At 67.3% G+C, this 24594-nt stretch carries 27 protein-coding genes; 17 read left to right on the forward strand and 10 right to left on the reverse strand.

Annotated elements, in window-relative coordinates:
• Positions 1-9: 9 nt before the first annotated feature.
• From NNZ72_RS13200 to NNZ72_RS13210, 3 genes are all read right to left on the reverse strand, one after another.
• Positions 10-1164, reverse strand: a complete 1155-nt coding sequence (locus NNZ72_RS13200; RefSeq protein WP_257315774.1) for an amino acid ABC transporter permease — start codon at positions 1162-1164, stop codon at positions 10-12.
• 1 nt (position 1165) lies between these two features.
• Positions 1166-2374, reverse strand: coding sequence for an amino acid ABC transporter permease (locus NNZ72_RS13205; protein WP_257315775.1), 1209 nt, complete (start codon positions 2372-2374; stop codon positions 1166-1168).
• Positions 2375-2479: 105 nt separating this feature from the next.
• A complete protein-coding gene (locus tag NNZ72_RS13210) occupies positions 2480-3508 on the reverse strand; it encodes an amino acid ABC transporter substrate-binding protein (protein WP_257315776.1) in 1029 nt (342 codons plus the stop codon).
• Between the two features lie 331 nt (positions 3509-3839).
• Here NNZ72_RS13210 and NNZ72_RS13215 point away from each other — a divergent pair, with 331 nt between their 5' ends.
• Positions 3840-5030, forward strand: a complete 1191-nt coding sequence (locus NNZ72_RS13215) for a cystathionine beta-lyase (protein ID WP_257315777.1) — start codon at positions 3840-3842, stop codon at positions 5028-5030.
• Position 5031: 1 nt separating this feature from the next.
• Here the strand turns inward: NNZ72_RS13215 and NNZ72_RS13220 are convergent, their stop codons facing one another.
• Both NNZ72_RS13220 and NNZ72_RS13225 read right to left on the reverse strand, forming a co-directional pair.
• Positions 5032-6183, reverse strand: a complete 1152-nt coding sequence (locus NNZ72_RS13220; protein WP_257315778.1) for an FAD-dependent monooxygenase — start codon at positions 6181-6183, stop codon at positions 5032-5034.
• A 40-nt stretch (positions 6184-6223) separates the two neighbouring features.
• The gene (locus NNZ72_RS13225) at positions 6224-6472 is read right to left on the reverse strand and encodes a zinc-finger domain-containing protein (RefSeq protein WP_257315779.1); all 249 of its coding nucleotides are present in this window, start codon (positions 6470-6472) and stop codon (positions 6224-6226) included.
• A gap of 166 nt (positions 6473-6638) precedes the next feature.
• Between NNZ72_RS13225 and NNZ72_RS13230 the strand changes: the two genes are divergently transcribed.
• From NNZ72_RS13230 to NNZ72_RS13265, 8 genes are all read left to right on the forward strand, one after another.
• Positions 6639-7424: an alpha/beta fold hydrolase gene (locus NNZ72_RS13230; protein WP_257315780.1), complete on the forward strand. Its 786-nt coding sequence runs from the start codon at positions 6639-6641 to the stop codon at positions 7422-7424.
• Between the two features lie 91 nt (positions 7425-7515).
• Positions 7516-8349 carry a serine O-acetyltransferase gene (cysE, locus tag NNZ72_RS13235; RefSeq protein ID WP_257315781.1) on the forward strand — a complete coding sequence of 278 codons (834 nt, stop codon included), beginning with the start codon at positions 7516-7518 and terminating at the stop codon, positions 8347-8349.
• Positions 8350-8458: 109 nt separating this feature from the next.
• Positions 8459-8662: a DUF3126 family protein gene (locus NNZ72_RS13240; protein ID WP_064330164.1), complete on the forward strand. Its 204-nt coding sequence runs from the start codon at positions 8459-8461 to the stop codon at positions 8660-8662.
• 226 nt (positions 8663-8888) lie between these two features.
• Positions 8889-9248 (forward strand): phasin family protein, encoded by a 360-nt coding sequence (locus NNZ72_RS13245; RefSeq protein ID WP_257315782.1) that lies wholly within the window; start codon positions 8889-8891, stop codon positions 9246-9248.
• A gap of 289 nt (positions 9249-9537) precedes the next feature.
• Positions 9538-9888: an ATP-dependent Clp protease adapter ClpS gene (clpS, locus tag NNZ72_RS13250; RefSeq protein WP_257315783.1), complete on the forward strand. Its 351-nt coding sequence runs from the start codon at positions 9538-9540 to the stop codon at positions 9886-9888.
• Positions 9889-9897: 9 nt separating this feature from the next.
• Positions 9898-12393, forward strand: a complete 2496-nt coding sequence (gene clpA, locus NNZ72_RS13255; RefSeq protein WP_257315784.1) for an ATP-dependent Clp protease ATP-binding subunit ClpA — start codon at positions 9898-9900, stop codon at positions 12391-12393.
• 245 nt (positions 12394-12638) lie between these two features.
• Positions 12639-13325, forward strand: a complete 687-nt coding sequence (locus NNZ72_RS13260) for an AzlC family ABC transporter permease (protein WP_257315813.1) — start codon at positions 12639-12641, stop codon at positions 13323-13325.
• Positions 13322-13663 carry an AzlD domain-containing protein gene (locus NNZ72_RS13265; RefSeq protein WP_257315786.1) on the forward strand — a complete coding sequence of 114 codons (342 nt, stop codon included), beginning with the start codon at positions 13322-13324 and terminating at the stop codon, positions 13661-13663. The genes NNZ72_RS13260 and NNZ72_RS13265 overlap by 4 nt, the downstream gene beginning before the upstream one ends.
• Here the strand turns inward: NNZ72_RS13265 and NNZ72_RS13270 are convergent, their stop codons facing one another.
• From NNZ72_RS13270 to NNZ72_RS13290, 5 genes are read right to left on the reverse strand one after another with little or no spacing between them, the layout of a single operon-like run.
• Positions 13664-14119, reverse strand: a complete 456-nt coding sequence (locus tag NNZ72_RS13270; protein WP_257315787.1) for a YqhG/Tai3 family protein — start codon at positions 14117-14119, stop codon at positions 13664-13666.
• The gene (locus NNZ72_RS13275) at positions 14116-14538 is read right to left on the reverse strand and encodes an HIT family protein (protein WP_257315788.1); all 423 of its coding nucleotides are present in this window, start codon (positions 14536-14538) and stop codon (positions 14116-14118) included. The genes NNZ72_RS13270 and NNZ72_RS13275 overlap by 4 nt, the downstream gene beginning before the upstream one ends.
• A gap of 16 nt (positions 14539-14554) precedes the next feature.
• The gene (locus NNZ72_RS13280; RefSeq protein ID WP_257315789.1) at positions 14555-15745 is read right to left on the reverse strand and encodes a GNAT family N-acetyltransferase; all 1191 of its coding nucleotides are present in this window, start codon (positions 15743-15745) and stop codon (positions 14555-14557) included.
• A 1-nt stretch (position 15746) separates the two neighbouring features.
• A complete protein-coding gene (locus tag NNZ72_RS13285) occupies positions 15747-16472 on the reverse strand; it encodes a glycerophosphodiester phosphodiesterase (RefSeq protein WP_257315790.1) in 726 nt (241 codons plus the stop codon).
• On the reverse strand, positions 16472-16936 hold the full coding sequence (locus tag NNZ72_RS13290; protein ID WP_257315791.1) for a RidA family protein: 465 nt from the start codon (positions 16934-16936) through the stop codon (positions 16472-16474). The genes NNZ72_RS13285 and NNZ72_RS13290 overlap by 1 nt, the downstream gene beginning before the upstream one ends.
• A 108-nt stretch (positions 16937-17044) precedes the next feature.
• Between NNZ72_RS13290 and NNZ72_RS13295 the strand changes: the two genes are divergently transcribed.
• From NNZ72_RS13295 to rseP, 8 genes are all read left to right on the forward strand, one after another.
• A complete protein-coding gene (locus NNZ72_RS13295) occupies positions 17045-17872 on the forward strand; it encodes a cell envelope integrity EipB family protein (protein WP_257315792.1) in 828 nt (275 codons plus the stop codon).
• 330 nt (positions 17873-18202) lie between these two features.
• Positions 18203-18967: a 30S ribosomal protein S2 gene (rpsB, locus tag NNZ72_RS13300; RefSeq protein WP_257315793.1), complete on the forward strand. Its 765-nt coding sequence runs from the start codon at positions 18203-18205 to the stop codon at positions 18965-18967.
• 250 nt (positions 18968-19217) lie between these two features.
• Positions 19218-20141: a translation elongation factor Ts gene (gene tsf / locus NNZ72_RS13305; protein WP_257315794.1), complete on the forward strand. Its 924-nt coding sequence runs from the start codon at positions 19218-19220 to the stop codon at positions 20139-20141.
• A gap of 108 nt (positions 20142-20249) precedes the next feature.
• Positions 20250-20972, forward strand: a complete 723-nt coding sequence (pyrH, locus tag NNZ72_RS13310; RefSeq protein WP_257315795.1) for a UMP kinase — start codon at positions 20250-20252, stop codon at positions 20970-20972.
• 58 nt (positions 20973-21030) lie between these two features.
• A complete protein-coding gene (frr, locus tag NNZ72_RS13315) occupies positions 21031-21591 on the forward strand; it encodes a ribosome recycling factor (protein ID WP_257315796.1) in 561 nt (186 codons plus the stop codon).
• 43 nt (positions 21592-21634) lie between these two features.
• Positions 21635-22375 (forward strand): isoprenyl transferase, encoded by a 741-nt coding sequence (locus NNZ72_RS13320; protein WP_257315797.1) that lies wholly within the window; start codon positions 21635-21637, stop codon positions 22373-22375.
• Positions 22375-23211: a phosphatidate cytidylyltransferase gene (locus NNZ72_RS13325; protein ID WP_257315798.1), complete on the forward strand. Its 837-nt coding sequence runs from the start codon at positions 22375-22377 to the stop codon at positions 23209-23211. Before NNZ72_RS13320 ends, NNZ72_RS13325 begins: the two co-directional genes overlap by 1 nt.
• 25 nt (positions 23212-23236) lie before the next feature.
• Positions 23237-24370 (forward strand): RIP metalloprotease RseP, encoded by a 1134-nt coding sequence (gene rseP / locus NNZ72_RS13330; protein ID WP_257315799.1) that lies wholly within the window; start codon positions 23237-23239, stop codon positions 24368-24370.
• Positions 24371-24594 lie beyond the last annotated feature (224 nt).

Genomic DNA, 24594 nt, shown 5'->3' on the forward strand with positions numbered 1-24594 from the left:
CCCCTTTTGTTATCTCGTCTGGCTCTTGTCGAGCCGGCGCTCCACGAACGCCGAATAGCGCGACATGCTGAAGCAGAAGATCCAGAATACGAAGCCCGCGAAAATAAGCCCCGTCAAGGGCGTCACGGGGGTGATCCAGCCCGAATCGCCGAAACTCGCCTTCACGATGCCGAGCAGATCGTACATCGAGATGATCGTCACCAGCGAGGTGTCCTTGAACATGCCGATGAAGGTGTTGACGATGCCGGGGATGACGAGCTTCAGCGCCTGCGGCAGGATGATGAAGGTCATCTTGTGGAAATAGTTGAGGCCGAGCGCGTCGGCCGCCTCGTACTGCCCCTTCGGGATCGCCTGAAGGCCGCCGCGGATGACTTCCGCCATGTAGGCGGAGGCGAAGATCGACACGCCGATCAGCGCGCGCAGGAACTTGTCGATGTTGTTGCCGGGCGTGAGGAAGAGCGGCAGGAGCACGCTCGCCATGAACAGCACGGTGATCAGCGGCACGCCGCGGATCAGCTCTATGAAGACGATGCAGGCCGTCTTGACGATCGGCATCTCCGACCGCCGCCCGAGCGCCAGGAGGATGCCGACGGGCAGCGACACGGCGATGCCGACGAAGGAGATGATCAGCGTGACCATCAGCCCGCCCCACAGCGAGGTCTCGACGTGGCGCAGGCCGAACCATCCGCCGAGCAGCAGCACGTAGGAGACGATCGGCAGGGCGACGAGCAGGAGGAGCGCGTTCAGCCCCTTGCGCGGCACCTTCGGGATCAGCAGCGGCACGAGCAGCGCCACGAACAGGACGACGACCGTCAGCGGCCGCCAGAGCTCGTCGCGCGGATAGGAGCCGAACATGAACTGGACGAAGCGGTCGCCCACATAGGCCCAGCACGCGCCGCTCCAGCCGGCGGGCAGCTGCCCGCCCTGCTCGACGGTGAGGCAGGCGGTGCGGTCGGCGCCCGTCCAGACGGCGGAGACGAACAGCCAGTTGATGGCCGCCGGCAGGAAGTAGGCGAGGGCGGCGGCGGCGAGGATGGTGAGCGCGCCGTCGCTCCAGGAGGCGAAGAGGTTGCGGCGCATCCAGCCGATCACCGAGGAATCGGAGACCGGCGGGGCTTCCGGCGCGAGGAAGCGGTCGCGGACGTAGATCGTGGTTTCAGCCATCTTACCGCTCCACCAGGGCCATCTTGGCGTTGAACCAGTTCATGAACAGCGAGGTCACGAGGCTGATCGAGACATAGATCAGCATCCAGATCGCGATGATCTCGACCGACCGGCCGGACTGGTTGAGGATGGTGCCGCCGACCGCCACGAGATCGGCGTAGCCGACCGCCACGGCGAGCGAGGAGTTCTTGATGAGGTTGAGGTACTGCGAGGTGAGCGGCGGGATGATGATGCGCAGCGCCTGCGGCAGCACCACGAGCCGGGTCGCCTGGCGCGGGCGCAGGCCGAGCGCGTAGGAGGCCTCCGTCTGCCCGCCGGGCACGCCGCGGATGCCGGCGCGCACGATCTCGGCGATGAAGGAGGCCGTGTAGAGCGACAGCGCCAGGTAGAGCGCCAGGAATTCCGGCCCGACGACCATGCCGCCGCGCATGTTGAAGGAGCCCGGCACCGGATAGTCGAAGGAGAGCGGCCTGCCGGAGGCGAGGAACACGGCGAGCGGCGGCAGCAGGATCAGCGCCAGGTTGATGCGCGCCACGGGCGGGCGCTTGCCGGTCGCGCGCTGCCGGGCGTTGGCCCAGAGCGTGAAGGCGATCGCCGCGACGACGCCGAGGGCGAAGGCCGCGACGACGAGCCCGAAGCCCTCGCCGAACACCGGCGCCGGCATGTAGATGCCGCGGTTGGAGATGAAGAACACCGCGTCCGGGTCCTCCTCCAGGTGCTGGAAGATCGAGCGGATCGACGGCAGCAGCGCCAGCACGCCGAGATACCAGAAGAAGATGACGAGGAGCGGCGGGATGTTGCGGAAGATCTCCACGTAGACCGTGCACAGCCGCGCGATCAGCCAGTTGTGCGAAAGCCGCCCGGTGCCGATCAGGAGCCCGACGATCGTCGCCGTGACGATGCCGGCGGCGGCCACGACCAGCGTGTTGATGAGGCCGACCTGCAGGGCGCGCATGTAGGTCGAGTCGCTCGTATAGGCGATGAGGCTCTGGGCGATGTCGAAGCCGGCGCGGCTGTTGAGGAAGCCGAAGCCCGCCGTCATGTTGGCGCGCGCGAGGTTCTGCGCGGCATTGTGCCAGGCGTACCAGATCACCCAGACGATGACGACGAGCGTCAGGACCTGGAAGACGCCGCGCCGGACGGCCGGATTGTAGAGAAGAGATACCTTCGGCGGGTCGCCGGACCCTGTTCGGGTGTCCGCAAGTGCCATACGATTCCCCATGTGTTCGTTGCGTCCGCCCTGTTTTCCGGGCGTTTGGCGGTGGGGGAGGGCGTGGCCGCCCTCCCGGGTTCAAGTGTCAGGCCGGAAGGCCGCTCAGCGGACCGGCGGGGCGTATTGCAGGCCGCCCTTCGTCCACAGGCCGTTGAGGCCGCGGTCGATCTTCAGCGGCGAGCCCTGGCCGACGTTGCGCTCGAAGATCTCGCCGTAGTTGCCCACGGCCTTGATGATCTGCACCGCCCAGTCCTTCGGCAGGCCGAGGTCCGCGCCGATCGTCGAATCGGCTTCCTCGCCGAGGAAGCGCTTGATGTCGGGGTTGGCCGAGCCCTTCATCTCCTCGACGTTCGCCTGGGTGATGCCGAACTCCTCGGCGGCCACCGTGGCGTAGTGCGCCCAGCTGACGATGTCGAGCCAGCGCGAGTCGTTCTGGCGCACGGCCGGGCCGAGCGGCTCCTTGGAGATGATCTCCGGCAGGACCATGTGGTCGTCCGGATTGGCCATCTTCAGGCGGATCGAGTAGAGGCCCGACGCGTCGGTGGTGTAGGCGTCGCAGCGGCCGGCATTGTAGGCGGCGTCCGCCTCGTCCTGCGCTTCGAAGACGACGGGCTTGAAGTCCATGTTGTTGGAGCGGAAGTAGTCGGCGAGGTTCAGCTCGGTCGTCGTGCCGGACTGCACGCAGACGGAGGCGCCGGACAGTTCCAGCGCGGACTTCACGCCGAGTTCCTTCTTCACCATGAAGCCCTGGCCGTCGTAGTAGTTCACGGCGCGGAAGTCGAAGCCGAGCTGCGAATCGCGGCTGATGCTCCAGGTGGTGTTGCGTGCCAGGAGGTCGATCTCGCCCGACTGCAGGGCCGGGAAGCGGTCCTTCGCCGAGAGCGGCGTGAACTTCACCTTCGTCGCATCGCCGAAGACGGCTGCGGCCACGGCCTTGCAGAGGTCGACGTCGAGGCCGGCCCAGTTGCCGGCCGAATCCTGCGCGCCGAAGCCGGCGAGGTTCGAGCCGTTCACGCCGCACTGGACAAAGCCCTTGGCCTTGACGTCCGAAAGGGTATCCGCGTTAGCCGCCGTTGCGCCAAGCCCCAGAACCGCAGCACCAACGAGCGCTGTCACGATTTTCTTTGCCATGTTTTTACAACCTTTTTCCGTTGTCTTTGTTTTGTCCGCGGGAACGCGGCCTTGCGGTCGCGTTGCGGAACTCGCAACCCTCCCGGTGCGAGATTGCCTAACATCATGCTGAAATCGACGCAGGGTCAAGTGACCGGACCCATTTTCCGCCCATCGAAGGGAATTTGGCCGTTTCTGGCGTAAATTTGGGCAGAAAATCGGCCTTGCGGATATCCGAAACGCTTTGGATATGGGCAATCGGCGTCCGGCGCGGCAGTTTTGGCTTGACCTCGCGCAGGCGTGGGACGAAGACTCCGCCACATCCTTCCCTCGATCTTCCTTCGGACCCATCATGAAAGACAGAGACGAAATCCTCGCCGGCGCCGGCGTGAACACCCGCCTTGCCCATGCCGGAAACGACCCGGCCGACTATCACGGTTTCGTCAATCCGCCGGTCGTCCACGCCTCGACGGTGCTCTTCCCCGACGCGGCGACGATGGAAGGCCGGGCGCAGAAATACACCTACGGCACGCGCGGGACGCCGACCACGGACGCGCTCGCAGCGGCGATCGACGAACTGGAGGGCTCCGCCGGCACGATCCTCGTGCCCTCGGGGCTCGCCGCCGTCACCGTTCCCTTCCTCGCCTTCCTGTCCTCCGGCGACCATGCGCTGATCGTCGATTCGGTCTACCACCCGACCCGGCATTTCTGCGACACGATGCTGAAGCGCCTCGGCGTCACCGTCGAATACTACGATCCGGCGATCGGCGCGGGCATCGAGGCGCTGATCCGGCCGAACACGCGGCTGGTCCACACGGAGGCGCCGGGCTCCAACACCTTCGAGATGCAGGACATCCCGGTGATCGCCGCCGCCGCCCACCGGCACGGCGCCGTCGTCGCCATGGACAACACCTGGGCGACGCCGCTCTATTTCCGCCCGCTCGACTTCGGCGTCGACATCTCCATCCACGCGGCGACGAAATATCCGGCCGGCCATTCCGACATCCTGTTCGGTACGGTCTCGGCCAATGCCGCCCACTGGCCGCAGCTGCACGACACGCAGATCACGCTCGGCACCTGTGCCGCGCCCGACGACGCCTACCAGGTGCTGCGCGGCCTGCGCACGATGGGCGTGCGGCTGGAACGCCACCAGGAAAGCGCGCTCACGATCGCCCGCTGGCTGGAGGGCGTCGACGGCGTTTCGCGCGTGCTCCATCCGGCGCTCCCGTCCTTCCCCGGCCACGACCTCTGGAAGCGCGACTTCAAGGGCGCGAGCGGCATCTTCTCCGTCGTGCTCGACGGCGGCGCGCCGGAGCGCCACCGGGCGAAGGCGCATGCCTTCCTCGATGCGCTCCGGATCTTCGGCCTCGGCTATTCCTGGGGCGGCTACGAATGCCTCGCCGTGCACGTCAACCTCGCCGACCGCCGAGTGGCGAAGGGGCCGACGGAAGGGCCGGTGATCCGCCTGCAGATCGGGCTGGAGGACGTGAAGGACATCCGCGCCGACATCGAGCGCGGGCTCGCGGCGGCAGGGGCCGTCTGAGTCAGTCCGGCGTGCGGTAGCCGTAGAGCCAATCGAGGTCGGCGGCGAGGCGCTCCGGTCCGCGCGCCGACAATACGAGGTCGCGGGCAAGCGCCACCGGCCCGCGCGCGTGATAGGCGAAGCGGTTGAACGCGCCGCGCCCGCGCACCCGCGCGACGCGGGCGCGCCGGGTCTCCTCGAAGGAACGCAGGGCCGCGGACAGGTCCGGCGCGCCGGCAAGGCGCCCGGCCAAGAGAGCCGCGTCCTCGATCGCCATCGCCGCGCCCTGGGCGGCGAAGGGCGTCATCGCATGGGCGGCGTCGCCGATCAGCACGAGCCTGCGACCGTCCGTCCACGGCCCGTCGGGGCAGCCGTGGAGCGGCCACATCATCGGGTCGCGCGCGCTGGCGATGAGCCGCCGGAGATCGGCGTGCCAGCCGGCGAAGGCGTCCTGCAGCCGCGCCTGCGCCTGCGCGTCGCCGCGCAGCGCCCAGCCCTCCTCGGGCGGCGTGTCGGACTGGTGGATCGCCACGATGTTGAAGGCGCCACCTTCGGCGAGCGGATAGGCGACGAGATGGGCGCGGGGCCCGAGGAAGGCCGTGACGCTGCGCGGATCCAGGGCGGCCGGCGCCTCCGCCTGCGGCACCAGGAAGCGCCAGGCGACATTGCCGGAATAGCGCGCGGGCAGGGCACCCGGTACGGCACGGCGCAGGCGCGACCAGACGCCGTCGGCGCCGATCGTCACATCCGATTCCGGCACGTCCGCCGGCGTCCCGACCCGCACGCCGGTCGAAAGCCGGCAGAGCGGCTCGCCGCGCACGGCCTGAAGCAGGATCCCGTGCAGCGCGGCCCGGTGCAGCACGCCGTAGGGCGAGCCCCAGCGGCGTCGCGCGGCCTCGCCCGCGGGCACCGCGGCGAGGGGGGCGAGCGAGGCCCCGGAGGCGAGCGCGATGCGGTCGGGCTCGCACCAGCGGGCGGCAAGCGCGTCGAGAAGGCCGAGCCCGGCGAGGATGCGCGTGGCGTTGGGGGAGAGCTGCAGGCCGGCGCCGACCTCTTCGAGCGAGGCGGCCTGTTCGAGGACGTGGCAGGCGATGCCCCTGCGGGCGAGCGCGAGGGCGGCCGTCAGCCCGGCGATGCCGGCGCCGACGATCGTCGCGGTCTTCACCGACGGCATGACGGCAGTCCCCGCGGACGGCATGGCGGCAACCCGCCGGTCAGGCGGCGGCCGGGTTGGTGAAGGTGCAGCCGACCGGCTCCGTCTGGGTCGCCTTGAGGGCGGGATTGAAGCGGTAGAGCGTCGAGCAGTAGGGGCAGACCTTCTCGTTGTCGTCGCCCATGTCGAGGAAGACGTGCGGATGGTCGAACGGCACCGAGGCGCCGACGCACATGAATTCCTTCACGCCGATCTCGATCGACCGATGGCCGCCGTCGTTCTGGAAATGGGGAATGCTGTGGCCAGCCATGTCATGCTCCGTCGGATGCTTTTTCGTGCGGCGGACCATAGTCGCCTTGCGGGCAAATGTGTAGATGCAAAACCGCCGCCCGGCGCGAGATTTCGGCGCCTGCGGCGTTTTCTCCGCGGCGAAAGCGCATTATGAGCGGAGCCATGAGAATGAAGGAAGGTCCGCGATGAACCTCGATGCCCCGCCCTTTTCCCGTTTCGTCCACGACGGGCTCGAACTCGCCTATTTCGACGAGGGCGATCCCGCGGGCCCGCCGGTGCTGCTGATCCACGGCTTCGCCTCGACGGCGAGCGTCAACTGGGTGTTCCCGGGCTGGCTGAAGACGCTGGGCGAGGCGGGCTTCCGGGTGATTGCCATCGACAACCGCGGGCACGGCGCAAGCGACAAGCCGCACGATCCGGCCGCCTACCGCGTGCCCCTGATGGCGGGCGATGCCGTAGCACTCCTCGATCATCTCGGCATCCCCGAGGCGCACGTCTTCGGCTATTCGATGGGCGCACGCATCGCCGCCTTCACGGCGCTGCTCCACCCGCACCGCGTCCGCTCTGTCGTCTTTGGCGGGCTCGGCATCGGCATGGTCACGGGGGTGGGCGACTGGGACCCGATCGCCGACGCGCTGCTCGCGCCCTCGCTCGAAGCGGTCACGCACGAGCGCGGCCGCATGTTCCGCGCCTTCGCCGACCAGACGAAATCCGACCGCCTGGCGCTCGCCGCCTGCATCCGCACCTCGCGCGATCTTTTGACGGCCGAGGACGTGGCGCGCATCGACGTGCCGGCGCTGATCGGCGTCGGCACGAAGGACGACATCGCAGGCGCGCCGCAGCCGCTCGCCGAACTGATGCCGCACGCGCGCGCGCTCGACATCCCGGGCCGCGACCACATGCTCGCCGTCGGCGACAAGGTGTTCAAGCGCGCGGTCCTGGATTTCTATGCCGAAATCGGCGGCGACTGACGCGGCGTCGACGAGATCGGCGCGCATGCCATTCCGCTTGCGCGCCGATTGCTTTATATAACGAGTGCGAAGGACGATAAGGAGTGCGGCGATGGTCGCGATGAACGAACGCCGGGCCGGCGAGAAACTGAAGGCGATGGACCCGATCTGGGACAGCCTGCGCGAGGAGGCACGCCTTGCCGCCGAGAGCGAGCCGCTGCTCGCGGCCTTCCTCTATTCGACGGTGATCAACCACCGCACGCTGGAGGAAAGCGTCATCCATCGCGTCTGCGAGCGCCTCGACCACCCGGACCTTCAGGCGAACCTCCTGCGCCAGATCTTCGAGGAGATGCTCGAGGACTGGCCGGACTGGGGCACCGTGCTGCGCGTCGACATCCAAGCCGTCTACGACCGCGACCCCGCCTGCCTGCGTTTCCTCGACGCCGTGCTCTACTTCAAGGGCTTCCACGCGATCCAGACCCACCGCCTGGCGCACTGGCTGCACGAGAGCGGCCGGCGCGACCTCGCGCTCTACCTGCAGAGTCGCTCCTCCAGCGTCTTCCAGACCGACATCAACCCGGCGGCGCGCATCGGCAAGGGCATCTTCCTCGACCACGCCACCGGCCTCGTCGTCGGCGAGACGGCGGCGATCGGCGACAACGTCTCGATCCTCCACAACGTCACGCTCGGCGGTACCGGCAAGGAGGGCGGCGACCGCCATCCGAAGATCGGCGACGGCGTGATGATCGGCGCGGGCGCAAAGATCCTCGGCAACATCCATATCGGCCATTGCTCGCGCATCGCCGCCGGCTCGGTCGTGCTCAAGGCCGTGCCGCCGAAATCCACCGTCGCCGGCGTGCCGGCGCGCGTGGTGGGCGAGGCGGGCTGCTCGGAGCCGTCGCGGGCGATGGACCAGCTCCTCGCCGCCTTCGACTACGATCTGTGACGGGAAAAGTCGAAGGCCGGTCGCCGTCGAGGGTTTACAGGACCGGAGGCAGGTGCGAGAAGCGCGCCAAGCCACCCTTTGCCAAATCAACCTTCGACGGAGACCGATCGTGAAGCCCGAAGAAATCAGGAAGCTCGAGGCCTATTTCAAGCGCAATCTCAACAAGGAGATCGTCGTCAAGGCCCGTCCGCGCAAGGACGAATCCGCCGAAGTCTATCTCGGCGACGAGTTCCTGGGCGTGATCTTCCGCGACGACGAGGACGGCGAGCTGTCCTACAATTTCTCGATGGCGATCCTCGACATCGACCTCTGAGATGCCGCGCCGCCGGCGCGACAGACCACCGACCCGGCGCCCGCCCGCGCCGGGTTTTTCTTTGCCCGATGCGACATCCTGTCCGCTCCCGCCTGATATCCGTCAGGCCGTCCGGGCAAGGCCTTGCTTTGCCTCGGCATTATTGCGTCGCAGCATGATTATTGACTTTTTTGTGCATTGCACATACAGTCGCGCCATATCCGGACCTTATCCAAAGGAGACGCAGATGTTCAATTTCGAGGAAGCCAACAAGAAGAGCAAGGAAACGGTCGACACGCTGGTCAAGAGCTACGCGAATGTCGCCAAGGGCATCCAGGCGATCGCCGCGGAGACCGCCGACTACTCCAAGAAGTCCTTCGAGGATGGCCTCGCCCATTTCGAGAAGCTCTCCACCGTCAAGAGCGTCGAGGCCGCGCTGGAGCTCCAGTCCTCCTACGTGAAGTCCTCCTACGAGAACTTCGTCGCCGAGGCGACCCGGATCGGCGAGCTCTATGCCGACCTCGCCAAGGGCGCCTACAAGCCCTACGAGGCGCCGGTCGCCGCCGCCGCCAAGGCTCCGGCCTCGGCCGCGAAGGCTGCCGCCTGAGTTTCATAGCCGCGTAAGCTATCCCGCGTACAGGAAGGCCGGCCTGCAGGCATCTGCAGGCCGGCCTTTCCGCGTCTTCGGGCCTGCGGGCGTTGCGCGAGGCTGGCGCGCGGCCGTCCGGCGGGAAATTTGCCTATTCCTTTCGGAGCGGGCGCGATTATGATTGCAGAGCGGTGCCGTGGTCTTACAATCGCGCTTCGACACACTAGATAACGGACCATACGGCAGCCAGCGCGCAACGGCTCGCGAAAAGGACGCGACCGTCGGTCAGGCAGGAGAATGAAGACGAATGAAGGCGATTGGGGTCCGGATGCAGGGCAACGAGGGAAGCGGCGACACTCCCGGTCGCGGCACATCCGTCATTACCCGCACGAAACCGAAGACGAAGAAGCCGAGTCTCTACCGCGTCCTGCTCCTGAACGACGACTACACGCCGATGGAATTCGTGATCCACATCCTGGAGCGCTTCTTCCAGAAGGACCGGGAAGCGGCCACGCGGATCATGTTGCATGTGCACAATCACGGCGTAGGCGAGTGCGGCGTTTTCACCTACGAGGTTGCCGAAACCAAAGTGACACAGGTGATGGATTTCTCCCGCCAGCACCAGCACCCGCTGCAATGTGTCATGGAAAAGAAATGAGGAACGAACGTGCCGACATTTTCTGCCAGCCTTGAAAAGGCCCTCCACCAGGCACTGACCTACGCCAACGAGCGCCACCACGAATATGCGACGCTCGAGCACCTCCTGCTCGCGCTGATCGACGACGCCGACGCGGCCGCCGTCATGGGCGCCTGCAACGTCAACTTGGACGTCCTGCGCAAGACCGTCGCCGACTACGTCGACAACGACCTCGCCAATCTCGTCACCGGCTACGAGGAGGATTCGAAACCAACCTCCGGCTTCCAGCGCGTCATCCAGCGCGCGGTGATCCACGTCCAGTCCTCCGGCCGCGAGGAGGTGACCGGCGCCAACGTGCTCGTCGCGATCTTCGCCGAGCGCGAGAGCCATGCCGCGTATTTCCTGCAGGAGCAGGAGATGACGCGCTACGACGCGGTAAACTTCATCTCCCACGGCATCGGCAAGCGGCCCGGCGCCTCCGAGCCGCGACCGGTGCGCGGCGCCGAGGAGAACGAGAGCGAGCAGAAGCCGCAGCGCGGTGCTGCCGGCGGCGAGGAGGAGGCGGCCAAGAAGCAGGACGCGCTCTCCGCCTATTGCGTCAACCTCAACGAGAAGGCGAAGAACGGCCGGATCGACCCGCTGATCGGCCGCCATGCCGAGGTCAACCGCACGATCCAGGTGCTCTGCCGCCGCTCGAAGAACAACCCGCTCTATGTGGGCGATCCCGGCGTCGGCAAGACCGCCATCGCCGAGGGGCTCGCCAAGCGCATCGTCGAGGGCAAGGTGCCCGAGGCGCTCGCCGACGCCACCATCTTCTCGCTCGACATGGGCACGCTGCTCGCCGGCACTCGCTATCGCGGCGACTTCGAGGAGCGCTTGAAGCAGGTCGTCAAGGAGCTGGAGGACTATCCGGGCGCCGTCCTCTTCATCGACGAGATCCACACGGTGATCGGCGCCGGCGCCACCTCCGGCGGCGCGATGGATGCCTCCAACCTCCTGAAGCCGGCGCTCTCCTCCGGGGCGATCCGCTGCATCGGCTCGACCACCTACAAGGAATACCGCCAGTTCTTCGAGAAGGACCGGGCGCTGGTGCGCCGCTTCCAGAAGATCGACGTCAACGAGCCGACCATCGACGACACGATCGAGATCATGAAGGGGCTGAAGCCCTACTTCGAGGAGTATCACAAGCTGAAATACTCCAACGAGGCGATCAAGACGGCGGTGGAGCTTTCGGCCCGCTACATCAACGACCGCAAGCTGCCGGACAAGGCGATCGACGTGATCGACGAGACGGGGGCCGCGCAGATGCTGCTGCCGGCCGGCAAGCGGCGCAAGCTGATCACCGAGAAGGAGATCGAGGCGACCATCGCCACGATGGCCCGTATCCCGCCGAAGACCGTGTCCAAGGACGACGAGCAGGTGCTCGCCAACCTGGAGCGCGAGTTGCGCTCGGTCGTCTACGGCCAGGACCTCGCCATCGAAGCCTTGGCCTCGTCGATCAAGCTCGCCCGCGCGGGCCTTCGCGAGCCGAACAAGCCGATCGGCTGCTACCTGTTCTCGGGTCCCACCGGCGTCGGCAAGACCGAGGTCGCCAAGCAGCTCGCCGCCTCGCTCGGCGTGGAACTGCTGCGCTTCGACATGTCGGAATACATGGAGCGGCACACCGTCTCGCGGCTTCTCGGCGCACCTCCCGGCTATGTCGGCTTCGACCAGGGCGGGCTGCTCACCGACGGCGTCGACCAGCATCCGCATTGCGTGCTGCTGCTCGACGAGATCGAGAAGGCGCATCCGGACCTCTACAACATCCTGCTGCAGGTCATGGATCACGGCTCGCTCACCGACCACAACGGCAAGAAGATCGACTTCCGCAACGTCATCCTGATCATGACGACCAACGCGGGCGCCTCCGACATGGCCAAGGCCGCCATCGGCTTCGGCTCGTCGAAGCGCGAGGGCGAGGACATGGAGGCGATCAACCGCCTGTTCACGCCGGAGTTCCGCAACCGCCTCGACGCGATCATCCCCTTCGGCTCGCTGCCGACGCCGGTGATCCACCAGGTCGTGCAGAAGTTCGTCATGCAGCTGGAAACGCAGCTTGCCGAGCGCAACGTTACCTTCGACCTCAAGCCGGACGCCATCGCCTGGCTGGCCGAGAAGGGCTACGACGAGAAGATGGGGGCGCGCCCGCTCGCCCGCGTCATCCAGGAGCACATCAAGAAGCGGCTCGCCGACGAGATCCTGTTCGGCAAGCTCAAGAAGGGCGGCGTCGTGCGCGTCTCCGTCGAGACGAAGGAGGACGGCTCGAAGGGCCTTCTCCTCGACGCCGTGCCGGAGACCGCGCCGATCAAGCCGAAGGCCGAGATCGCCGCGCGGCAGGCAAAGCCCCGCAAGGCGCGCGAGACGGTCTCAGCCGATGCCGCGCCGGCACGGGCGAAGGGCCGCAAGGCCGCCGAGCCGGAGGCGGATACCGGGGCCGAGGCGCCGCGCAAGTCCGGCATCGTGCCCAAGGTGCCGCGCAAGAAATGACGGCTTTGCCGTCGCCGTGAGCCACCGGGCGGGTTTTTCCCGCCCGGCTTTGTTTGTGAAAGCCCCCTCATCCGCCTGCCGGCACCTTCTCCCCGCGGGGGAGAAGGGTGAAAAAACGAGACGGTGGCGGATATTCCCTTCTCCCCGCGGGGAGAAGGTGGCCCGAGGGCCGGATGAGGGGGATTTCGTTGACCGTGCACACAGCGCCTGAGCACCTGTCCCGGACAGACTGCTTCCTCCTCGGCATGCGCGGCATCTTCAGCCTGCCGTCCTTCATCCTCATGCTGTCCTTCGTCGGCTTCGCCGCTTTCACGGCGGAGGCGGGGATCCCGGTCGGGCAGGTGATCTTCATGACCGGCATGGTCTGGGCGCTGCCGGCCAAGGTGATCCTCGTCGGCTCGATGCTCTCGGGCACGCATCTCGCCGCCGCCTTCCTCGCCGTCACGCTCTCCTCCGTGCGGATGATGCCGATGGTGGCGTCGCTGGTGCCCGAGATGCGCACGCGCCGCACGCCGACCTGGCTCCTGCTCCTGCTGTCGCATTTCATCGCCATCACCGCCTGGGTCTTCGCGATGGAGCGCATCCACGCCGTGCCGCGGGCGGGCAGGGTCGCCTTCTTCGCCGGCTTCGGCATCACGCTGACGACGGTGAACACGGCGCTGGTCGGCCTCGCCTACGGCGCGGTCACGACCTTCCCGCCGCTCGTCTCCGGCTGCCTGTTCTTCCTGACGCCGGTCTATTTCCTCACCTCGATCTGGGTGTCGGCGCGCCACCGGGTCGTGCACTTCGCGCTCGGCGCCGGCCTCGTGCTCGGCGGCGTCTTCGCGGCCGTCGCGCCGGAATACGACATCCTGCTCGCCGGCCTTCTCGGCGGCACGCTCGCCTGGTGGGGCGAGCGCACGGCGCGGGCGAAGGGGGAGCGGCAGGGATGAGCTTCGACGGTCTGTGGCCCTATATCTACATCGCCGTCGCGGGCTGGCTCGCCACCGACATCTGGCGCTGGCTCGGCGTCGTCGCCGGCAACCGGGTGGACGAGAATTCCGCGCTGATCAACTGGGTGAGGGCGGTCGCCACCGCCCTCGTCGCGGCGGTGATCGCCAAGATGATCCTCTTTCCGACCGGCGCGCTCGAAAGCTCGCCGGTCGCGCTCCGGCTCGCCGCCGTGCTCTTCGGCGCGGCCTGCTTCTTCCTCGCCGGCCGGCGCCAGATCGCCGGCATCGCCGGCGCGATCGCCTTCCTCGCCGCCGGCCTCGCGCTCACCGGGCCCTGATCAGCGTGCGGTGAGGCCGAGGCTCTGGCGCAGGTCGAAGCCGTTTTCGACCGGATAGCGCACGTTGGCGATCCTCCAGGCCCCGCCGTCCTTGACGAAGTCGATCTCGACCGGCTTCGTCTCGCCGAAATTCGTAACCTCGGCGCGCACCACCGCGTCCGCGTCGCTCTCGGAGACGAGGCTGACCGTCGCCGAGACGGTGTCGAAATCCTGCGCGTCGATGAAGAAGTCGAAGCCCGGGTGATCCTTGCCGGAGAGTTTCTCGGCGACATCGGCGGTGTAGGGCAGGTCCTGCGGGCCGTTGCCGTTGCCGTCATAGGCGGCGTAGATCGCCGCGACGATCTCCTCCGGCCGTTCGGCGGCGAAGGACGGCGCGGGCAGGACGGCGAGGAGGGCCGCACCGGCGACGAGGGCCGCACCGGCGACGAGGGTGCGGCGGGTGAGGGCGAGGGTCATTGCGCCAGTGCCTTCCTGAGCTTCTCCGCATTGGCGGCGAGCACCGCCTGATCCTCCATCGTGCCGGAATGCGGCTTCAGGGCCACGCCCTCCATGCGCGGGATGACGTGGAAATGCAGGTGGTAGACGGTCTGGCCGGCCGCCGGCTCGTTGAACTGGACGACGGTGACGCCGTCGGCCGAAAAAGCCGCCTTCGCCGCGATCGCCACCTTCTGCACGACCGGGATCAGCCGGGAGAGCGTTTCCGGGTCGGCGTCGAGGATGTTGCGCGAGCCCTGCTTCGGGATGACCAGCGCATGGCCCGCCGCCTGCGGCATCACGTCCATGAAGGCGAGGCTGTGCTCGTCCTCGTAGACCTTGTGCGAGGGAATTTCGCCGCGAAGGATTTTTGCGAAGATGTTGTTGTCGTCGTAGCTCATGCGCGTCTCCGATCGTTCAGTCCGTGTCGTTTTCCGGTCCGCGGCGGAAGGGGCCGTGGTCGGCGAGATAGTCGCCCATCGCCTCCACCTCGCGCCGCTCGTGCTCCAGGTAGTCGGCGACCGCCCGGCGCAGGCCGGCATGGGCGATGTAGTGGGCGGAATGGGTCGTCACCGGCAGGTAGCCGCGCGCCAGCTTGTGCTCCCCTTGCGCGCCCGCCTCGACGCGCTTCAGGCCGCGGGCGATGGCGAAGTCGATCGCCTGATGGTAGCAGACCTCGAAATGCAGGAAAGGGTGATCCTCGATGCAGCCCCAGTGGCGGCCGTAGAGCGCGTCGCCGCCGACGAAGTTGATCGCCCCGGCGACGTAACGGCCGCCGCGCTTGGCCATCACCAGCAGGATGTCGTCGGCCATGCGCTCGCCGATCAGGCTGTAGAAGCGGCGGTTGAGATAGGGCCGGCCCCACTTGCGGCTGCCGGTGTCCATGTAGAAGGCGAAGAACTGGTCCCAGATCTCCTCGGTCAGGTCGGACCCCGTCAGCCAGTCGATGGTGATGCCGTTCTCCAGCGCCGCGCGCCGCTCCTTCTTCAGTGCCTTGCGCTTGCGCGAGGCGAGCGTTTCGAGGAAGTCCGCGTAGGCGCCGTAGCCGGCATTGAGGAAATGGAACTGCTGGTCGGTGCGGTGCAGGTAGCCCGCCGCCTCGAACGCCGCCATCTCCGCCTCCGGCACGAAGGTCGCGTGCGCGGACGAGATGCCGTGCCGGCGCGTCAGCTCCTTCAACCCTTCCGCGAGCGCCGCCCGGATGTCGGGCGCCGGCCGGCCGGAACGGTGCATCAGCCGCGGCCCGGTCGCCGGCGTGAAGGGTACTGAGGCCTGCAGCTTCGGATAGTAGCGCCCGCCGGCGCGCTCGAAGGCGTCGGCCCAGCCCTGGTCGAAGACGTATTCGCCGCGGCTGTGGCTCTTGAGATAGGCGGGGAGCGCGCCGAGAAGCGTGCCGTCCTCATCCTGCAGCAGGAGATGCTGGCCGAGCCACCCGGCATCGGCGACGGCGCAGCCCGAATCCTCCAGCGCGGAAAGAAAGGCGTGGCTTACGAAAGGATTGTAGGGTGCTGCCGGATCGCCGCGCGAAGCGCCGGCAAGCCGCGCCCATTCCTCCGCCGGGACGGCGGAAAGGCTGGTCTCGATGCGGATCGCGAGCGGCCCTGCCATGTCAGGCCGTGAGCGCCTCGCGCGGATCGAATCCCTCGAAGGTCATCTGGTCCGCATGAAGCGCCGTGATGGTGCGGGCCTCGTCGTCCTGCACGGTCCAGGTGATGACCGGCCGGCCGAGGGCGCGTTGCCTGTCGACGAAGGCGTTCGGCAGGTGCTCGTAGTTGTAGGAGATGAAATCGAGGCCGAGGCGCATGGCCTCTTCGTGCGATGCGAGTTCCTCCGGCGTCGTGCCCTCGGCGGTCAGGCCGACGGGGCAGGGCGGGTCGAGCGCCTTCAGGTCCGCGAGCAGCCAGCGGTCGAAGCTCATCAGCGCGACAGGGCCCTCGTAGCCTTCCAGCACGTCGAGCACCGCCATGGCGAAACCCTCGTCGTCGCCCGTGCGTCCCTTGAGCTCGATGATCAGCGGCACCCGGCCGTCGACGAGGGCTAGCAACTGCCGGAGCGTCGGCACGCGGTCGGCCGTGCCGCCGACCGACAGCAGCCCGAGTTCGGCCGCCGTGCGCTTGCGCACGTCGCCGTCGATGCCGCAGACCCGCTTCAGCGTGCCGTCATGGAAGACGACCGGAACCGCGTCCGCGGCATATTGCAGGTCGCATTCGATGGAAAAGCCGGCCTCGGCCGCGCGCGCGAAGGCGGTAAGCGTGTTCTCCCAGACGGTGCGGTTGCGGTCGTGGAAGCCGCGGTGGGCGATCGGCCTTTCCGTCAGCCAGCCGAGCCCGCCCATCAGGCGATTTCCATGATGGCGTCGATCTCGACGGCGGCGTTCAGCGGCAGCGCCGCCATGCCGACCGCCGCCCGCGCGTGCCGGCCGGCGTCGCCCAGCGCGCCGACGAGCAGGTTCGACGCGCCGTTGATGACGAGGTGCTGCTCGACGAAGTCGGGGGCGGAGGCGACGAAGCCGTTGATCTTGATGACGCGCCTGATGCGCGAAAGGTCGCCGAGCGCGGCCTTGGCCTGGGCGAGCAGGTTGACGGCGCAAAGCTCCGCCGCCTTCTGGCCGGCGGCGACGTCGACGTCCCTGCCGAGATGTCCGGTGACGGCGAGCTTGCCTTCGAGCATCGGCAGCTGGCCGGCAATGTGCAGGATCGAGCCGCTGACGACATAGGGCACGTAGTTCGCGGCCGGCGCTGCGGCCACGGGAATGTCGTAGCCCAGTTCCTTGACGCGGTTTTCGATTTCAGCGGACATTCCGGTTTCCTCTTGCGACATGACAATGTGATGCGGGCGGCGATATTGCCTCGCTTTTGCCGGAAGAGTTCTTATAACATCCCGACCGAGTCCAACAGGAGGAAACGGATGTTTCGTTCAGCCTTTGCCGCGGTCGTCCTGGCCGGGGCATGCACCGTCGTCATCGGCGCGCCCGCCCGGGCCACGCCGGCGCCCGGGCTCGCGCCGCACCGCGCCGTCTACGATCTCCAGCTGAAGGATGCCTCCGAGCGCTCCGGCATCGCCGGCATGTACGGCCGCATGGTCTACGAGTTCAACGGCAGCCCCTGCGAGGGCTATACCGTCAGCTTCCGCTTCGTCACCCAGGTCGACACCGGCGAGGAGACCCGCCTCACCGACCAGCAGACGACCACCTACGAGGACCTGAAGAGCGGCAGCTTCCGCTTCCTCACCCGCTCCTTCACCGACGAGAAGCTGGACAAGGAGGTGCGCGGTTCCGCCCACGAGAACAAGGGCGGCGTCAGCGTCGATCTCTCCGCTCCGGAAAAGCGCCAGGTGGAGCTTGCCGAGAGCCGCTTTCCGACCGAGCACATGATCGAGGTGATCGAGCGCGCCCGCAAGGGCGACCGCTTCTTCGAGTCGCGCATCTTCGACGGCTCGGATTCAGGCGACAAGACGCTGATCACCACGACGGTCGTCGGCAGGAAGGAGATGCCGGAGGCGGGCGATCCCGACGCCGACCGGGCCGGCAGCTTCTCCGCCCAGGCCTTCTGGCCGGTCTCGATCGCCTATTACGACGACGTGAGCAGCGGCGGCGACGCGCTGCCCGTCTACCGCATGTCCTTCAAGCTCTACGAGAACGGGATCACCCGCGACCTCACCATGGACTACGGCGAGTTCGTCATCTCCGGCAAGCTCGCCAAGCTGGAGATGTTCAAGCAGGAAGAGTGCCGGTAGGGCATTCCTCGCGGCTTACCCCTCGCCCTAACCCTCTCCCCGCGGGCGGGGAGAGGGGACCTGCCCCACGAGACAATGGCGGTTCGGGAAAACCATGCGGCTTGTTTCCTTCTCTCCGCTTGCGAGGAGAAGGTGGCCGGCAGGCCGGACGGGGGCACATTTTTACCCCGCTGCCCTTGATTTGCCGGAAAACTGCGGTTAAGGGGCAGCCATTCCACACGTAAGGCATGGGACGGTCCGGGAGACATCCGGACGGTTCCGCCGGTGGCGGACCCGGTGAGGGTCGGCTGATCGCCTTGCGGAGGTTCAACCGGAAAAGGAGAAAAAGGCATGTCCTTGCCTGATTTCAGCATGCGCCAGCTTCTGGAAGCCGGCGTTCACTTCGGCCACCAGACCCACCGCTGGAACCCGAAGATGAAGCCGTACATCTTCGGCGACCGCAACAACGTCCACATCATCGACCTCGCCCAGACGGTCCCGATGCTGAGCCGCGCCCTTCAGGTCGTCAGCGACACCGTCGCCGGCGGCGGCCGCGTCCTCTTCGTCGGCACCAAGCGCCAGGCGTCCGAGATCATCGCCGACGCCGCCAAGCGCTCGGCCCAGTATTACGTCAACGCCCGCTGGCTCGGCGGCATGCTGACGAACTGGAAGACGATCTCCAACTCGATCCAGCGCCTGCGCAAGCTCGACGAGATCCTCTCCTCGGAATCCTCGGGCTACTCCAAGAAGGAGCGCCTGAACCTCGAGCGCGAGCGCGAGAAGCTGGAAAAGGCCCTCGGCGGCATCCGTGACATGGGCGGCACGCCGGACCTGATGTTCATCATCGACACCAACAAGGAATCGATCGCGATCGAGGAAGCCAAGCGTCTCGGCATCCCGGTCGTCGCCATCATCGACTCCAACTGCGATCCGGACCCGATCGACTTCCCGATCCCCGGCAACGACGACGCCTCGCGCGCCATCGCGCTCTATTGCGACCTGATCGCTCGCGCCGCCATCGACGGCATCGCGCGCCAGCAGGGCGCTTCCGGCCGCGACATCGGCGCGTCCGCCGAGGCTCCGGTCGAGCCGGCGCTGGACGAAACCGAAGCCTGATCGGCCGAAGTCTGATCGGACAGGGCGGCGGCGGTTCCCGCCGCTTCCCGTTGAAAAATCAGGACAAGGCCGTTCTCCGCCGAAAGGTCGAGCGGCCTTGTTCGTTTCCGGCGCCGCGATGGCCGCCGGGAGCGCGAAGGATGATCCGTTCATCATACCGTTACATCCAGGGGCCATCCCTGCCGAAAACCGGGACCAGCGGAGCGCAGCGCCCGCCGGCTTCCCCCAGAACCCGCAAAGAGGCGATACGATGACTGTTACTGCAGCAATGGTGAAGGAACTGCGCGAGAAGACCGGCGCAGGCATGATGGATTGCAAGAAGGCGCTCGCCGAGACCAACGGCGACATGGAAGCGGCCGTCGACTGGCTGCGCGCCAAGGGCATCGCCAAGGCCGACAAGAAGTCCGGCCGCACCGCCGCCGAGGGCCTGATCGGCATCGCGGCCGCCGGCACCAGGGCCGTCGTCGTCGAGATCAACTCCGAGACCGACTTCGTCGCCCGCAACGACGCCTTCCAGGACCTCGTGCGCGGCGTGGCCTCCGTGGCGCTCGGCACCGACGGCTCCGTCGAGGCGATCTCCGCCGCCACCTATCCGGCGACCGGCAAGTCTGTGCAGGAGACCATCACCGACGCCATCGCTACAATCGGCGAGAACATGAACCTGCGCCGTGCCGCGCTGCTGTCGGTCGATGACGGCGTCGTCGCCACCTACATCCACAACGGCGTCGCCGACGGCCTTGGCAAGCTCGGCGTGCTCGTCGCGCTGAAGTCGACCGGCGACAAGGAAGCCCTTGCCGTGATCGGCCGCCAGGTGGCCATGCATGTCGCCGCGACGAACCCGCTCGCCATCCGCGCCGAGGAAGTCGACGCGGCTGTCGCCGAGCGCGAGCGCAACGTCTTCATCGAGCAGTCGCGCGCCTCCGGCAAGCCGGACAACATCATCGAGAAGATGGTGGAAGGCCGCATGCGCAAGTTCTTCGAGGAAGTCGCCCTTCTCTCGCAGGCCTTCGTCATGAACCCCGACCTCACGGTCGGCGCGGCCGTCAAGGAAGCCGAAAAGACCGTCGGCGCGCCGATCGAGGTCACCGGCATGGCCCGCCTGCTGCTGGGTGAAGGCGTCGAGAAGGAAGCGACCGACTTCGCCGCGGAAGTGGCCGCCGCCGCCAAGGGCTGATTTTCTTCAACCCTGTCGGGGAAAAGAACGGGGGCGCCGCGTGACAACGCGGCGCCCTTCGTGTATCGGGCATGCCGGGCTGCGGGGGCCGAAACTTCAGGAGCGACGATGACTGCCAAGCCACTCTACAAACGTGTTCTCTTGAAAGCCTCCGGCGAGGCGCTGATGGGATCGCAGGGTTTTGGCATCGACGTCGCGGTCGCCGACCGCATCGCCTCCGACATCGCCGAGGCGCGCGCGCTCGGCGTGGAGGTGGGAGTCGTCGTCGGCGGCGGCAACATCTTCCGCGGCGTGGCCGTCGCCTCCAAGGGCGGCGACCGGGTGACCGGCGACCACATGGGCATGCTCGCCACCGTCATCAACGCGCTCGCGCTCGCCACCTCGCTGCGCAAGCTCGACATCGACACGGTCGTGCTCTCGGCCATCGCCATGCCGGAGATCTGCGAGAGCTTCTCGCAGCGCGCCACGCTCCATCACCTCTCGCTCGGCCGCGTCGTGATCTTCGCCGGCGGCACCGGCAATCCCTTCTTCACCACCGATTCCGCCGCCGCGCTGCGCGCGGCCGAAATGGGCGCGGAGGCGCTCTTCAAGGGCACGCAGGTCGACGGCATCTATTCCGCCGACCCGAAGAAGGACCCGGCCGCGACCCGCTTCGACCGGCTCACCCACAGCGAGGTGCTGGAGAAGGGCCTTGCGGTGATGGACGTCGCGGCGGTGGCGCTGGCGCGGGAGAACGCGATCCCGATCGTCGTGTTCTCGATCCACGAGAAGGGCGGTTTTGCCGAAATATTGACCGGTGGCGGACGCGGTACCATCGTAACCGACAACTGATTCTGAGTCGGCGCGCACGGTCCGCGCGCAGCCGCTTTCTGAAAATGGGAGTATTCCGATGAGTGAAGGTGTTGACATGACGGAACTGAAGCGCCGCATGGAGGGCGCCGTTTCCGCGTTCAAGAACGATATCGCCTCGCTGCGCACGGGGCGCGCGTCCGCCAACGTGCTCGATCCGGTCCTCGTCGAGGCCTACGGCTCGCGCGTGCCGCTGAACCAGGTCGCCAACATCTCCGTGCCCGAGCCGCGCATGCTCTCCGTCTCGGTCTGGGACAAGGGCATGGTCGGCGCGGTCGAGCGCGGCATCCGCGAATCGAACCTCGGCCTCAACCCGATCATCGACGGCCAGAACCTCCGCATCCCGCTGCCGGAGCTGAACGAGGAGCGCCGCAAGTCGCTGGTCAAGGTCGCCCACGACTATGCCGAGAAGGCGAAGGTGGCGATCCGCCACGTGCGCCGCGACGGCATGGACGACCTGAAGAAGGCGGAGAAGGACGGCGAGATCGGCCAGGACATGTCCCGCAGCCAGTCGGAAAAAGTCCAGAAGATGACCGACGAGACGATTGTCGAGGTCGAGCGCTTGCTCGCCGAGAAGGAAAAGGAAATCATGCAGGTCTAGGCTGCGCCCGGCCTTTCCCGTCTCCTCCCGCTCCGGATCGCTCATGTCGTCTCTTCCGCCCAGCACCGTCCCGGCCCATGTCGCCATCATCATGGATGGCAACGGACGCTGGGCGAACGCCCGCGGCCTGCCGCGCACCATGGGCCACCGCAAGGGCGTGGAGACGGTGCGCGAGGCCGTGCGCACCGCGGCGGAATGCGGCGTCGCCTATCTCACGCTCTTCGCCTTCTCCTCCGAGAACTGGAACCGGCCGCAGAGCGAGATCTCCGACCTGATGGGCCTGCTCAAGACCTTCATCCGCCGCGACCTCGCCTCGCTCCATCGCGAGAACGTGCGCATCCGCGTCATCGGCGACCGGGCCAATCTGAGAAGCGACCTGCTGCCGCTGCTCCTGGAAGCGGAGGAGACGACCCGGCTGAACACCGGCATCACGCTGGTCATCGCCTTCAACTACGGCGCCCGCGACGAGATCGCCCGCGCCGTGCGCAAGCTCGCGGGCGAGGTGGCCGCCGGCCGGCTCGATCCGTCCGCGATCACGCCCGAGCGGATCGGCGCCTCTCTCGATACCGCCGGCATTCCCGATCCCGACCTCATCATCCGCACCAGCGGCGAGGAGCGGCTGTCGAACTTCCTGCTCTGGCAGGCCGCCTATTCCGAGCTGATGTTCGTGCCGGACTTCTGGCCCGATTTCTCGCGCGAGACCTTCCTGGCGGCGCTCGCCCGCTATTCGATGCGCGAACGCCGCTTCGGCGGGCTGCAGCCGACGCTGGCGGTGGGTTCGTGATGTCGAGCGAACTGCGCCTGCGCATCGCCTCCGCCGTCGTGCTCGCCGCCGTTGTGCTGGCGGCGACCTGGGCGGGCGGCCTGGCCTTCCGGCTGTTTTCGGCGGCGATCGCCCTCCTTCTCTATTACGAGTGGTCGACGATCACGCGCATCGCCGAGAAGGACCGCGTCGGCAACGTCGCCGGCTGGTGCGTCGTCGCGCTCGTCGCGCTCCTCACCCTCTTCGACTATGTGAATGCGGGGGCGGGCCTGCTGCTCCTCGTGCTCGTCGCGGGCCTTGCGGAAATGGCGGTCTTCCGGCGCGCCGACGGCTGGCTCGTCGGCGGCATCATCTATGCCGGCCTGTCGGGGCTCTCGCTCGCGGCGATCCGCGGCGGCGACCCGTCGGGCCTTGTCGCGATGCTGTTCCTCTTCGCCGTCGTCTGGGCGACCGACATCTGCGCCTTCTTCATCGGCCGGGCGCTCAGGGGCCCGAAGCTCGCGCCGCCGATCTCGCCCGGCAAGACCTGGTCCGGCGCCATCGGCGGCACGATCTGCGCGGTGATCGCCGGCACGCTCCTCCATGCGGCGTTCTACGGCGCGGACGGCCTGCGCATTCCCGTCCTCGCGCTCCTGCTGTCGGTCTGCAGCCAGATCGGCGACCTCGGCGAATCCTTCATCAAGCGGCGTTTCGGCGTCAAGGATTCGAGCCGCCTCATTCCCGGCCACGGCGGCGTGATGGACCGCGTCGACGGCCTTGTTTTCGCCTGTTTCGCCGCGTTCATCGTCATCCTCGGCGAAGCCCTGATCATGGGCGGGGCGGGCATGCCGGCAGGCGCGCTGCTTCTGGGCCGCTGACCCCACGAAAGGGAGGACGATCTCCATGGAATTCCTGTCCGGCTCGGCCGGCTTCCTGACGGGCTACATCCTGCCCTTCCTGATCGTGCTGACGCTGATCGTCTTCGTGCACGAGATGGGCCATTATCTCGCCGGCCGCTGGTCCGGCATCGGCATCACCGCCTTCTCCGTCGGCTTCGGGCCTGAGCTCTTCGGCTTCACCGACCGGCACGGCACCCGCTGGAAGCTCTCGGCGATCCCGCTCGGCGGCTACGTGAAATTCCTCGGCGACGAGGACGCCGCCTCGACGCCGGACTACGATGCGCTCGCCGCGCTTCCGGAGACGGAGCGAAAGCGGACCTTCCTCGGCGCGGCGCTGTGGAAGCGCGCCGTCACGGTCGCCGCCGGCCCGATCGCCAATTTCGTCCTCGCCATCGCCATCTTCGCCGTGATGTTCTCCATCTACGGCCGGCAGATCGCCGATCCGGTCGTGGCGGAGGTGCGCGCGGGAAGTGCGGCGGAAGCCGCGGGCGTGCGCCCCGGCGACCTGCTCGTGGCGCTCGACGGCCATCCGGTCGCCACCTTCGACGACGTGCGCCGCTACGTGAGCGTGCGCCCGGAGATCGAGATCCTCGTCACCATCAGCCGGAACGGCGAGACGCGTGACCTGCCGATGGTTCCCGAGCGCACCGAGATGACCGACCAGTTCGGCAACAAGATGGAGCTCGGCATCATCGGCATCGTCACCAACCAGGAGGCGGGCAATTTCCGCGTCGTCGAGTACGGTCCGGTGGAGGCCGTGGGGCAGGGCGTGATCCAGAGCTGGCACATCGTCACCGGCACCTTCGACTATCTCGCGAATCTCGTGACGGGCCGCATGAAGGCCGATCAGCTCGGCGGGCCGATCCGCGTCGCCCAGGCGTCGGGCCAGATGGCGACGCTAGGTGTTGCCGCGCTGCTGCAGCTTGCCGCCGTTCTGTCTGTTTCCATTGGACTTTTGAACCTTATGCCGGTCCCGGTACTTGATGGGGGCCATTTGATGTTCTATGCGGTGGAGGCAATCCGGGGCAGGCCGGTCGGGCCGGGCGCGCAGGAGATCGCATTCCGCATCGGCATGGCGCTCGTGCTGATGCTCATGGTCTTCGCGACCTGGAACGACATCTCGATGCTGCTCGGCTGACCGCCGGCCGCGCGGATTGCGGCAGGAATTCGAGGGAGAGGCCGCAGGCCGGAAAGCAGGCTGCGCTAAAGGTCTGTTTACCCTGTTCCGACTGCGTAGTGACCTATGGGCCACGGTTGGAATTGAAGTAAACAGAAATTAACCCGCGCGCTTGCTTGTATGGCAAAAGCGGTTAAAACGGCAAACGTACCGGACTCGGGCGTATGCATTCCGGGGCGTTGAAA

The organism is Shinella pollutisoli (genome assembly GCF_024609765.1).
Classification (GTDB): domain Bacteria; phylum Pseudomonadota; class Alphaproteobacteria; order Rhizobiales; family Rhizobiaceae; genus Shinella; species Shinella pollutisoli.